Raw genomic sequence first — 12,180 nt, forward strand, 5'->3', positions numbered from 1 at the left:
ACAACAAATACCTTATTAAAACCTATAACATTTAGGGTATTTGATTTTAATATTTCAAGGAGAAAATAATGAAGTTGAATAAATCACTTTTAAGTTGTGCTGTTGCAATAGCAATGGGTACCAGCTTTGCCTCATATGCAGATACCGACAACAAATCAGCATCAAACTCAGAACTTAGTACAAAAATATCTATACTTAGCACCGCTAATTCAATGACATTGGCGCAATCGCAAAATAATAACACCGCGATTTTAATGCAAGAGGGAGATAGTAATACTATTGAGGTTTCGACTACTGGAAACGAGAACACAACAGAAGTTACTCAATTACAATCAGGTAATTATGTTGGCGTAACAACAATTGGTAACAACAACGAGCAAGTATATGCCCAAGATGGCGTTGCCAACGGTGTAATTACCGAAGTTACTGGTAATAATAATTACCTAAATGTTTTGCAAAGTGGCCAAGGCTTTTTTGTAAACAACGAAGCTGTCAACATGATTGTTGGTGACGACAATATCGTTGATGTAGAGCAAGGCACTGGTGGTCATTGGTTTTACAACTTAGATATGAAAGGTAATGGCAACGAAATCAGTTCATTACAAACAGGTGAGTGGCATGAAGCTGAATTAACCTCTGTAATGGGCGATCAGAATAGCCTGAGTCTTGAGCAAAACGGTTACTGGAATACCTTCAAAGTGAGTTCTTTACAAGGCAACGATAACGAGCTTGATATTGAACAAGACGGCGATCGTAATACTGTTACCTTCACTGATATTTTAGGCGATGCAAATGAGCTTTCAATTGAACAAGAAGGCAATACTAACGCAGTAACATTTGTAGCTGTATTAGGCGATGAAAACGAAATTGATTTAGACCAAGAAGGTTCTTTAAATACTATCGAATCAAACTTATTCGAAGGTCAAAACAACGAAGTTACAGTAACTCAGGTTGATTTAAGCAACTCAACAACCGTTGATATTATTGGTGACGATAATGAATTAACGGCTACACAAGTTGGCTTATTAAATGATGCTTACATGGGCGTTTTAGGTACCGATAACGAATTTATGATTAACCAAGTAGGTGAATCAAATTCAGCACACGTTGTTAACTTTAATGGGTCTGAAAATGACGTTAACGTTATTCAGTCTGGCCAAGAAAACACTGCTGTTGTTGAGTCTTCATATCCTGATATATCTCTAACATCAAACGACAACGATATCGATATTATGCAAAATGGTTCTCAAAACGAAGCCATGGTTACACTTGCAGGTATTTTAGATAGCAACATGAACCAGATTGACCTAGCTCAAACAGGTGAAATGAACGTAGTTGATATGATGGTTGAAGGTAATGGCCACAGCATTGATATTTCACAAACTGGCGAAGGTAACTGGGTAGTTGGAATGGAGCAACCTGCATTTTTAGTAGGTGGCGAAAACGTTTCGTTTAGCGTAACTCAAATGGGTAACGATAACATTGTTGAAGGCGCCGTAATTGGTTTCAACAGCACTGTTTCAGTGACCCAAATTGGTGACGGTAACGTGACTTCTATTACTCAAATGTAATTATTGAGGTTGGGGAGAGCAACTCTCCCCATTTAGTTATGCATAATAATAAAAACCATTACCAAGTATTATTACTTACGCTTTCTCTGTTTTTAATGCCCGCATCTTATGCCGCTGAAGAGTTGGAGATTGACGGCCTACTACTTGATAGGAGTATTAGCCGCTTTGGTCATCAGTTCTATTTTGAGTTTTCTAATTACTGGCGAGATCTCCCTTCAACTGCAGGTTTTAACATTGAAATTAAAGAAACGGTCATTCCAAAAGCAGGCACAAAGCTGTCGTTAATAATGAATAACCAACTTGTTTACGCAACTTATTTAGGTAGACGACTAGAGCCTTTAAATGAGCGTGTGGAGCAGGCTGTTTATACAGTGATAGATGCAATGGCTCGCGAAAACATGGCAGTGTCAACACCCGATATGGCTAAAGATGGATGGTAAAATGAAAAATATAGCCCTTATAATAATAACAACATTAAGCTTTTCAGCAGCAGCAACTGAAATAATTTACACCCCAATTAACCCAAGCTTTGGTGGTAACCCACTCAATGCAAATATGCTGTTGAGTAAAGCCCAAGCTCAAAACAAGCATAAAGCACCGGTAGTAGAAAAAGGTTACGCTGAACAATTTCAAGAAACTCTAGAGCGCACCTATTTAAACCGTATGGTAAGAGAAATTACCGATATGGCATTTGGTGAGGACATAGAAGATAGCCTTTTCAATCAAGACTCCATATTTATGAGTGGCGATTATCAAATTGAAGTTATAACCAGCACAACCGATTCTATTACAGTAAGAATAACAAATATAATTGATGACACCGTGGTGATCATTGAAGTACCGAGGTTTGGATAATGTATAAACTACTAATAACAATAATATTAATAGGATTGAGCGGTTGTGCGAGCCTAGGGAACTTAATCCCACCATCGCAACAAAAAGCAGTTAGTTTAGAGCCAACTGAATTATTCGCAGATCTGAAAAACTTACCTAAACCGGTCGGGAGTATTCCTGTATCAGTGTACTCATTTAGAGATCAAACAGGTCAATATAAGCCACAAACTAACGTTAGCTCATTTTCGACTGCCGTTACTCAAGGTGCTAACTCAATACTCATACAAGCATTACATGAATCTGATTGGTTTACGCCGGTAGAGCGTGAAGGTTTACAAAACATTTTAACAGAGCGAAAAATTATTCGTGCGGGCCAAGCCGATAATCCTAACCAAGCTGATTTACCTCCGCTAACAACCGCTAAAATCATTTTAGAGGGCGGTATCATAAGCTACGACACTAATGTGAAAACAGGTGGTTTGGGTATGGAATACTTTGGTATAGGCGCATCAGAGCTTTACCGCGAAGATGCTATTTCAATATACTTACGCGCTGTTGATGTTCGTACAGGACAAGTACTACTAAGTGTAGCCACCAGCAAAAAAGTACTTAGCCAAGAAATGCGTGCAGGCTTTTTTAGATACGTAAGCTACAAACGACTAGCAGAAGCAGAAGCAGGCTTTAGCGATAATGAACCTATGAGTATTTGTGTTACCCAAGCAATAGAAAAAGCACTCACAGATCTCATAACAAAAGGTATTGATAAAGGCTTATGGGCTAAAAAATCGGCGTAAACTGATTTCCTAAATTAACTAAAGGCTACATATTGTAGCCTTTATAGGTTGTGTGATTAGTAAGTTGAAAGTACTTCGCTAACCCAACCCTTATAAAAATCTAGAGGATAACGTTTTTACTTTAATAAAGTATTGGTGGCTTTACTCTTATTTAGCCATTGGCAGCAAAACCGATATATAGCGCTGCGCCCAATTAGCAAGCTCCACCCTGTTGCGTGAGTTAGTTTTTTTAAACGCACTGTATAAATGTGTTTTTACAGTGTGGTCGCTAATGTTAAGTTTATCAGCGATTGTATTGTTACTCGCCCCCTGTGCAATTAAATGAATAACAGACTTTTCTCGTTTTGTTAAATGATCGTAATCGTCCTGCTTTAATTCAATGTCGTCGTGTAAGCTATTAAACGACGATGCCACGGCTAAAATATCGTTAAAAGCTTTTGAAATCACTTTACGCGTAAACCAAAGCTCGCCAGTATTAACACGAAGTAACCCTTTAAAAATATCTTCTGGTGGATCAGATTTATAAAAAACACCATTAAAATGGTTAAGCAATAAGTTTTGCTCGCACACATCTTCTTTATCAACATTAAAAATGACAACGCTATAGTGTTTAGCTAAACAAATAAGGTCAGTCGGAATAAGGTCTTGCCATTTGCTTTTAGCACCATCTATTAAAAACAAATCATAATTTGTGCGCTGCTCAGCTTTAGGAATAACCTCGTCCATTTTAATATCACCAAACAAAGCTTGTAGTGTTCTTAAAATAGCGGTGTAGTTGTGTGAATGAAAAGATGATTGAAACGTTGTTTTTACAAATACCGAGTTTTTATGGGGCATAAATTTCGTCCTTGAAACATTTACACTACATTACCTAAATCAAATACAACTTACAATGGGATTTTGATATTAAAGTACTGTTATTCTTTCTCATCCTAAAATAGATAAAAATCAATTAAATCAATGCAAAACCTTCATCAATTTTATTTTTAAAATTGCTTTTATAAGATAAATAACAGATCGGATTAGTGGCTTAATAACTTATAAAGCCTTAAATATGCATTAGCCTAAACTAACTTTAGGATCAATTATTCTATACTCGCTTTTAGTTTATTTAGCGCATCAACCGAAAAACCTCGATCATAAAAATATAAAATTTCGCCGCTGCTATTTATGAGTACTACACGTGAGTTATTTGGGCTTTGATTACCTGTAAACTTTTGAACTGTTTCACCATCTTTATAAATAGTGATTACCCCACCCCATAATTCTTTAGGGATGCCTTTGCGCATACCGCTGTCTATAAATGTGCTAAACATACGTGGTGCCATGCCGGCAATGGTTGGTAGTTCGTATGTAGGGAGCGTTACACCCGCCATATCTAAACCAATTAACCAACGGTCTATATCAAACTGACTATCTTGCTTGTACCCAATGAGCAGCAGTGTTTTATCTGCTTTAAAATCGCTGGGTATAGTCACCATGCTTTGCTCTAAACTTTCGCCGCTAATGCTTGGGAACTGTTTACCTGTTAATTGCTGGTTTGGATACTGTGTTGTACATGCACTAAGTAGTAAAAATGCAAAAGCACTTAATGTTAATTTGATCATAATAAACCTAATATTTATAAATTTCATAATGATACGTTTAGTATGGCAGCTGAGATCTAAAAATGCTGATTAGTTATATAATTTTTAAATTTAGACGCCGTCATGGGCTTACCATACTTCCAACCCTGTCCATAATGCACACCCGCCATTTTTAAAATAGCTTCTTGCTCAGTGGTTTCAATCCCTTCTGCCACACAGGTATAATTAAACTTATGCACAAGTTCCATAATATTTGGGATCATAGAGGCTTTTAAGCCCTCAGTTGCTATATCTTGAACAAACGTACGATCAATTTTAAGTTGATGAAAGCTCAAATTTTGTAAGTTTCTTAAATTCGAATAACCCGTACCAAAGTCATCTAATGATAAGTTAAATCCCGATTCAACTAAGGTTCTAAAATGAGCATGCGCAATGCTTGTATCAAGGTATTCGTCTTCAGTTATCTCTAAACAAATAATAAAGCGTGAGTTGGTAAGCTCTGTAATTTGCGGCAGTAACGACACATTACCCAGCTCTACATCACACGGAAATATATTAAGCGACACTTTAAAGCCTTCTGGCAATAACTCTATAGAGGTTAACTCTTTTATTGTGGTAGCAATCATTGCCTCAGTAAAAGTCCAAGTTAAATTATTTTTTCTAATAACCGGAATAAACTCATCTGGAAATAAAGCACCGTACTTATCTTCAAAACGTGCAAGTACCTCGCAACCAATCAGCTTGCCACTTTGCAAACAAATAATGGGCTGGTAAGTCCAATAAAATGATCCCTTTTTGAGCCCTTTACGAATACGTTGATTGGTAGAGCGGCGTGCAGCAATCCTCGCATCAACTATTAACGCACTCGATATGCCCGCTAAACAGGTTAAAATTAACGAAATTATTAATAATAAGTGATTATTAGAAAAAAACAGACTCCAAGGCAAGTGCACTACTACACAATATTGACTACTTGTAAAACTGCAAACTGAGTTAGTTTCGTAAGGAAAAAAAACGCTGTTTTTTACCTGCTGGTACAGCCCCTCTTTACCTGCTAAATGATGCAAAGCATTTGGTGTTTTATAAATAACTTCCCAATCTGGCGCAGTAATTCCGATGTTGGTAAAGGGCGTGCTCTGCATAATTAAATTATAATCCCCTTGTCTGACTATAATTACCTCCATAGGGCGCTCACTAAATAATAATAGATAAAGCTCTGGCTCAAAACGAACCCTCACCTGTTCATCATCTCGAATAAAGTCAGGCTGTTTGTCGTTAATTGGTTTACTTAATAAGCCTGCACCCGTAGTGCAAACTAGCTGATTACCTTTAAAAAAGCCTATATCAATTACATATTTTGCATCAAATAAAGCGCGGCGCATCTCAAGAAGGGTTGTGTTGTCACACTGCTTAAACGCAAGCTTATTTAATGGGGTAAGAATTCGACGCCTCTCTGCAATTGCACCTTCTACATGACCGAGAATATATTCAGCATCAGACTTTGTTTGTGCTGTTAACTGCTGCGCTGCAAAATTGAGCAAAATAAAACAGCCAATTACAAAAACTAACCCTCCGGTTAAAACGGCTATAATAGATTTTTGTTGGTACTTTTTCATAGCATCTCGAAGTTGTTAATTTATATCACTACTTTATTAGATGATTGCATAAGTCGCATTAAATTCAAACAGATCGATTTAAGAATTATTGAACGAATTTTGAATAAACTGAGTGATTTTAGCGCTTACCGTTAAATGCTGATTACTTTCAAAGTGAATCCCATCACCGGCTGTTACATTAATAAATGTATTAAAATCAATAAAAGTACATTTATGAGTAGCCCCAACGCTTTTGAATGCACTAGAGAGCTCTGTTGCTTTTATATCTGCACCTTCGTAAATACGCGAATACTGCTCGGTGATTCTTATTTTAGGTGGGCTAGCAATAATAATTTTAGGAGATTTTAAAGTACTACCTTGCTGATAATAAATATGTATTGAGTTAATTAAATCATTTAACCCATCTGCTATTAAACTAGGTGTTAAATTAAAACGTTTTTTAAGATCGTTTGTACCAAGGGCAATAATAATAAAGTCGAGCTCATGCTTATCCAAATAAGGCTTTAGATAACTAACACCATTAAGCACGCCATCAAACGGTGGATTATGCACTAACGTGCGGTTAGGCTGCCCTGCCTCTATTACGTTAAAGCCACACCCTAAGTTTTTATTTAATAACGATGTCCAACGGGTATTTTCATCAAAGCGTTTTCCCGTTACAGGGTTTAAACCCCACGTATTAGAATCACCAAAGCAGAGAATATTTTTTGTCATGTTAATTATTAAAATGGATTGAGTGTATAACCCTGCTGTTGCAGCTGGGCATGTGCTGTCATCGCCGAAAGTGACATTTGCACACCTTCAATTAGTTGTTCTGGTGCTACTTTATAATGCGTAGCCGATTGCCCACATACATAAACCACGGTGTTATTGGCCAACAATTGCTTTATTAAACTTTGATTTTTGTTATCTGCTTTAAAACGTTCTTTATATTCACTATTAGCCAATACATCAACGCTAGCACTACCATGTACCACTAACGCTAATTGAATGTTATCTGGCTTTACACCGTGTGCTATATGCATATTAATAAAACGTGCAAGTGAGTTCATTGAATTGTTCTGCTCACCTTTTTTAGCGCCATCACCAACATCAAAGGCTATTTTAAATACCGTAGAGTCACTTATCTGAACATGCTCCGGGACACTATAAAAGTAACCAAAGTCTTTAATAAGGTTTTCACCCGCTTGCGAAAATGGGCTTATAAGTAAAAGTAATAATAGGTATTTCATAAACAATCCTGTGTTTTAAATAAGTTAACCTATTTATAAAACTAACAGAAGCAAAGAAAAAAGGGCAGCTTATCATGCTGCCGATTGAGTGTTTTTATGATGATGGTTAATAAACTGCATACCTAAATAGCTAAATGTTCGTTTAAACATTTCTACAAAAATATCAGGCGCTTCAAGCGATGATCCGTTTGATAACAACGAAAAGTCTTTATTACGTAAAGCCCGTAACTTCGGCTTCAAGGTTTCGTCATCCATGTAATCTGTGATCCTATCTATAAAAGACTTCATTTGTACCGTAGTGTTATACCAGTAAACAGGAGACGCGAACACCCAATGATCGTACTTTAAAACCGCTTCAAATAGCGCGTAAAAGTCATCATTTTTATAGTTTTTGTCATAACAATACGGCGCAATTTTATAATCATCCAGACAAATTACGCGCACATCATTTTGCTCGGCAAAGCTATTAACATGGGCTGTGGTATTGCCGTTTTTTCGTGCGCTTGAATAAATAATAACAGTATTACGCTCAAGTTTTTGTTGCATTTAGTTAGCTCCTTTTTTAATGTGGTAGAAGCTTAAAACCTCAAGTTATATTGAGGTCAACTGAAGGATTAAAATTATGCCAGTAGGACAAAAAAAATTAACCGAAGCTAACCTAACCGTTGGCTATGTAGCAAAAAGAAGTGGTGTAAAAGTATCTACTCTTCACTTTTACGAAACAAAAGGACTGATACGTAGTTGGCGAAATAACGGCAATCAGCGACGTTATAAACCCGACGTATTACGCCGAGTAGCTGTTATAAAAGCGGCACAAGCGATGGGAATTACACTCGATGAAATTAAAAATACCTTATCTACCCTACCCGACAACCGCACACCAACAAAACAAGACTGGTCAGCACTTTCAAAACATTGGCAAGCGCAACTTGATGAGCGAATTGCGCATATGCAACGCCTGCGCGACAAAGTAGACGGTTGTATAGGATGTGGTTGCTTATCACTTAAAAGTTGCCCAATTTACAATAAAGATGATCATTTAGGCGAAAATAAAAGCGGCGCTGTGCTTTTAAATACATAGTCTTTGCCTGTGTAAAAAGTTCTCCACTTTTGTATAACAAAAATAAATACCCCTCTTAGGCGTTGAGCCAACAACGCCTTAAATATAAAGGCTAACTACGCCTCATTATTGAGTTATTGAGAAGGTTTTTTTAGTCCGTTTATTGGTAATACGTTACTTTGCTAACAAAATAGCCTCAGGTACTACAAAAACTCTCTATTCATTAATATAGAGCCATGAAGTTTCTTGTTTAGTTGGATCGCTAGATGATTTAAAAAACAATTTAAAATTTAGGGGAAGGGCTATACTCGAATGGTTTCTTTAATATATGTAAAAAGTATATTCAATGTAGATAGGAGCATTGCTAACTGGTTAATTTTTAAGTATTCTTGTGCGCCTAAAAAGGAAGTAAATATTCAAGGAACAAACTGTTGGAACCAACTAATCACACCCCTGAAAACAATACAAAACCACCTGTAGTTACTCAAAAATTTTCGCAAGCCCTTAAAACGGTCGATCACAAAGAACTAAAAAGTACTGGTTTTTGGCTAAATCAATTTTTTATGGTTATTTCTACTATATTCGGCGTGTATTTAGCTGCTCAAAGCGGCTTAGAACAAGCGCTTAAATTTGACTCATTTAGTAAAATGGAAGATAACTACTATTTGCGCACCTCCTTATTTGACGAAGTTGCTGATAATGCAAACAGTATGGAAGAGTATGCTAATTTACTTGCAAAAAGCCCATCAATAAAAGAAATTGAGTATTTTAAACCAACACTCGAAAAGTACATTTGGCAAACGATGCAGTACTCTCCAACTACACTCGAAACCCCAAGTGAATTACTAACGCAAATACGTCGATTTTACTCAAGAGCTAAATTTTTAATAGACGCTGTAGCTAATAAAAGGATTTCCGCTAGACAAGCAGCTGAAGAATTAAAAGAGATTACTAATTTAATTAAAACTCAAACACTCCCTGCATTAAAAAATAGCGCTAAACAATTAAAAATGGAATTACAACAGAATGATATTTCTGTTGGTTCGTTAAAGGAACTTACAAATGCCAACTAAAAGCTGTCCACATTGTAAAGATCATCCACTAGAAGTAACCAATTATCAGGGTGAAGAAATAGATATTTGCCGTGAATGTGGTGGCTTATGGTTCGAGAAAAATGAAGTGAACAGGATGATTTCTGAGATAAATGACGGCCCAGAAGGTGATAAATTTGAAACTCACTTTGGTGAGCCATTAGGCGTTTCTGAGCTTGACTGCCCTGATTGTAAAAAAAGTTTAGAACGTTTTCACTTACTGGAAGCTTTTCATACCGAAATTGATGTTTGTAGATACTGCGATGGCACCTGGATTGATAAAGATGAGCTTGAAAGTGTAGAAAAAAGCCCTGAAATAAAAGCGAGTTTAGGCGAGCTAAATCAAAAAGTAAGTTGGAAAACCTACTTGTTCCAATTTTTAACGCAAATGCCTGTTGAATATAACATTAAACCACAAAAAACCCCTTGGGTTACTCGCGGCCTTATTGTTTTAAATACATTGATTTTTGCACTTTATTTTTTGAATCCAAGCTCATTTAGCTATGTTATTGATAACTTTGCTATGACACCAGCAGATTTAAGCAAAGGTAATGAGCTATGGACTGTATTAACTTGCGTATTTTTACATGGCTCTATAATGCATTTAGTCGGCAATATGTACTTTTTATATATCGTTGGCGATAACCTAGAAGACGTGTTAGGCCATAAACGCTTTTTGTTATGGTATTTAGCCTGTGGACTACTCGCATCGTTTGCAAGTTACATTGTAAGCCCAATGTCGAATATACCTGGCGTGGGGGCAAGTGGCGCCATAGCAGGTTTATTTGGCATGTACTTAATGTGGTTCAGACACGCAAGCCTTACTTTTATGTTTATAATTTATCAGAAGAAACTTTCTGCAGTATGGTTTTTTGCTATTTGGTTAGGATTTAACATTTTTGGTGCAGTAACAGGTCCTGATGGCATTGATTATGGTGCGCATATTGGTGGCTTTATAGCTGGACTAATTATTGGTTATATTTTGAAAAATAAAATATTAGAGCAAAATCCTATAATTCGTTTACTAAACCAAAATGAAGCACAGTTAAAACGTTAATCGTTATATTAAAGCCACTAATAGATGAACATTAGTGGCTTTATAAAACTTCTCACTAATTTCTATAACTTACAACGTGTATAAACTGTATAAAATTGACCCGTGTTTTTTATCGGTATATCGTACGTTATAGCCTCTTCACTAAGTTCGCATTCAAAGTTATTTAATATGTCAGACAGCAGTGCTTGCTCTTCTGTGAACTGTATTGTGGTGTACCACAAGATTGAATCTTCATCTTTTTTGTTTTCAATATAAATACTCTGTAGCAAAGAGCTATTAAAAAACATGTTTGAAGGCTTTGAGCTGCGTATTGTTTTATTATCGAAATAGAAGTAGCCAGCACTATCACTTATTGCTTCATCAATATAAGTGTCGCCATAAATGAGTTCTCTTGTTACTTTAACACCTTGTTGAGGCTCACCATTATTTAATAGCCTGCCTTTTACAGGCAACGACAACGTAACGTCTTGTTTGTTAAAAAAGCCAAACATATCTGCACATCCTTGCATTGGTATTAATAAAAATAGAATAAGCGTTAAAGTCACGCTAGCCGATCTTGCCTTGATCATAAAAATCCCTCTTATATTTGTATTTTTAGCCTAACAACAAAAGCCAACTTGTGACATATTTTAAATCGCTATTCTTAGAGTTATGCCTAAATAGATTTAGTTGATTTACTGGCGATATTAAAAATAACAATAATAGAAATGACTAAGTATTTATATATTAGCTTTAAGCGAGATAAGCTGATCTTAAAGTATTAGAAGTAATAAATATAAGATGTCATATTGTCAATTAACTAAAATACACAAACCGTTTAACATTCTTCGTAGAATTGATTGAAGATTATTTTTTAGACTGCGAGCCGCCTAAGTACTTATAATTAAACATATACTCCTTTAGTAAACTCAAACTATGTATAGCTCAGACTTCCTTTAAGTTATAAAGCGACTTTTATAATGCGCTTAAGGTATTCCCATAAACAGTTGTAGCGCTAAACGCTTTGCTTTGTATTTCCATGTTAGTTTTTCAATACGCTCAGGCTCACCTTTAAAGTGTAACCAAGGCTTAATTATTTCTTTGTTAGGTGTCGCTCTGAGCCAATTAAAATGAGCAGCCTCTTTATTAAATTTTTGCCATATTTCGGCTTGTTGATCAAGTGAAAAGTCGCTCCAAAATTTATTAGGTCTGTCATTTTTTTTATCAAATTCAGCGGTGGGTTCATCAAGGTGTCGGTAGGTTTCATACTCAGGTACATCAGGTAGTGGTTGGTTGTTGTCCATAAAGCGCACTACACGCTCCCAATATAAATAACAGTTCATTGGGTTATTTGAGTTAT

General features: G+C 36.1%; 14 protein-coding genes and 1 pseudogene. 7 read left to right on the forward strand and 8 right to left on the reverse strand.

Going from position 1 to position 12,180, the window contains the following annotated elements:
* Positions 1-68: 68 nt before the first annotated feature.
* The 4 genes from I6F48_RS19610 to I6F48_RS19625 are packed head-to-tail and all read left to right on the forward strand — an operon-like array spanning position 69 to position 3,199.
* A complete protein-coding gene (locus I6F48_RS19610) occupies positions 69-1,571 on the forward strand; it encodes a curlin (RefSeq protein ID WP_007584406.1) in 1,503 nt (500 codons plus the stop codon).
* A gap of 38 nt (positions 1,572-1,609) precedes the next feature.
* Positions 1,610-2,011 carry a curli production assembly/transport protein CsgE gene (locus I6F48_RS19615; protein WP_007584407.1) on the forward strand — a complete coding sequence of 134 codons (402 nt, stop codon included), beginning with the start codon at positions 1,610-1,612 and terminating at the stop codon, positions 2,009-2,011.
* Positions 2,001-2,426 carry a curli assembly protein CsgF gene (locus I6F48_RS19620; RefSeq protein ID WP_007584408.1) on the forward strand — a complete coding sequence of 142 codons (426 nt, stop codon included), beginning with the start codon at positions 2,001-2,003 and terminating at the stop codon, positions 2,424-2,426. The genes I6F48_RS19615 and I6F48_RS19620 overlap by 11 nt, the downstream gene beginning before the upstream one ends.
* A complete protein-coding gene (locus I6F48_RS19625) occupies positions 2,426-3,199 on the forward strand; it encodes a CsgG/HfaB family protein (protein ID WP_007584410.1) in 774 nt (257 codons plus the stop codon). Before I6F48_RS19620 ends, I6F48_RS19625 begins: the two co-directional genes overlap by 1 nt.
* A 147-nt stretch (positions 3,200-3,346) precedes the next feature.
* Here I6F48_RS19625 and I6F48_RS19630 read toward each other — a convergent pair whose 3' ends face one another.
* From I6F48_RS19630 to I6F48_RS19655, 6 genes are all read right to left on the reverse strand, one after another.
* Entirely contained in the window at positions 3,347-4,036 is a 690-nt protein-coding gene (locus I6F48_RS19630; protein WP_007584415.1) for a response regulator transcription factor, read from the reverse strand.
* 248 nt (positions 4,037-4,284) lie between these two features.
* The gene (locus I6F48_RS19635; protein WP_165741201.1) at positions 4,285-4,806 is read right to left on the reverse strand and encodes a hypothetical protein; all 522 of its coding nucleotides are present in this window, start codon (positions 4,804-4,806) and stop codon (positions 4,285-4,287) included.
* A gap of 56 nt (positions 4,807-4,862) precedes the next feature.
* On the reverse strand, positions 4,863-6,401 hold the full coding sequence (locus I6F48_RS19640) for an EAL domain-containing protein (RefSeq protein WP_165741200.1): 1,539 nt from the start codon (positions 6,399-6,401) through the stop codon (positions 4,863-4,865).
* Between the two features lie 78 nt (positions 6,402-6,479).
* Positions 6,480-7,115: an SGNH/GDSL hydrolase family protein gene (locus tag I6F48_RS19645; protein WP_024593722.1), complete on the reverse strand. Its 636-nt coding sequence runs from the start codon at positions 7,113-7,115 to the stop codon at positions 6,480-6,482.
* Between the two features lie 8 nt (positions 7,116-7,123).
* A complete protein-coding gene (locus tag I6F48_RS19650; protein ID WP_165729401.1) occupies positions 7,124-7,633 on the reverse strand; it encodes a DsrE family protein in 510 nt (169 codons plus the stop codon).
* A 72-nt stretch (positions 7,634-7,705) separates the two neighbouring features.
* Positions 7,706-8,179: a flavodoxin family protein gene (locus I6F48_RS19655; protein WP_197120127.1), complete on the reverse strand. Its 474-nt coding sequence runs from the start codon at positions 8,177-8,179 to the stop codon at positions 7,706-7,708.
* A gap of 76 nt (positions 8,180-8,255) precedes the next feature.
* Here I6F48_RS19655 and soxR point away from each other — a divergent pair, with 76 nt between their 5' ends.
* The 3 genes from soxR to I6F48_RS19670 all read left to right on the forward strand — a co-directional run bounded on the left by soxR (position 8,256) and on the right by I6F48_RS19670 (position 10,841).
* On the forward strand, positions 8,256-8,714 hold the full coding sequence (gene soxR, locus I6F48_RS19660) for a redox-sensitive transcriptional activator SoxR (RefSeq protein ID WP_197120128.1): 459 nt from the start codon (positions 8,256-8,258) through the stop codon (positions 8,712-8,714).
* Positions 8,715-9,124: 410 nt separating this feature from the next.
* Positions 9,125-9,766 carry a hypothetical protein gene (locus tag I6F48_RS19665; protein WP_007584429.1) on the forward strand — a complete coding sequence of 214 codons (642 nt, stop codon included), beginning with the start codon at positions 9,125-9,127 and terminating at the stop codon, positions 9,764-9,766.
* Positions 9,756-10,841, forward strand: a complete 1,086-nt coding sequence (locus I6F48_RS19670) for a rhomboid family intramembrane serine protease (RefSeq protein WP_197120129.1) — start codon at positions 9,756-9,758, stop codon at positions 10,839-10,841. The genes I6F48_RS19665 and I6F48_RS19670 overlap by 11 nt, the downstream gene beginning before the upstream one ends.
* A 62-nt stretch (positions 10,842-10,903) precedes the next feature.
* Here I6F48_RS19670 and I6F48_RS19675 read toward each other — a convergent pair whose 3' ends face one another.
* Together I6F48_RS19675 and I6F48_RS19680 are read right to left on the reverse strand one after the other, a co-directional pair.
* Positions 10,904-11,410: a transthyretin-like family protein gene (locus I6F48_RS19675; RefSeq protein ID WP_231615273.1), complete on the reverse strand. Its 507-nt coding sequence runs from the start codon at positions 11,408-11,410 to the stop codon at positions 10,904-10,906.
* Positions 11,411-11,806: 396 nt separating this feature from the next.
* Positions 11,807-12,180: pseudogene (locus I6F48_RS19680) on the reverse strand (hypothetical protein); the annotation flags it as partial.

The organism is Pseudoalteromonas sp. SWYJ118 (assembly GCF_015864505.1).
Classification (GTDB): domain Bacteria; phylum Pseudomonadota; class Gammaproteobacteria; order Enterobacterales; family Alteromonadaceae; genus Pseudoalteromonas; species Pseudoalteromonas arctica.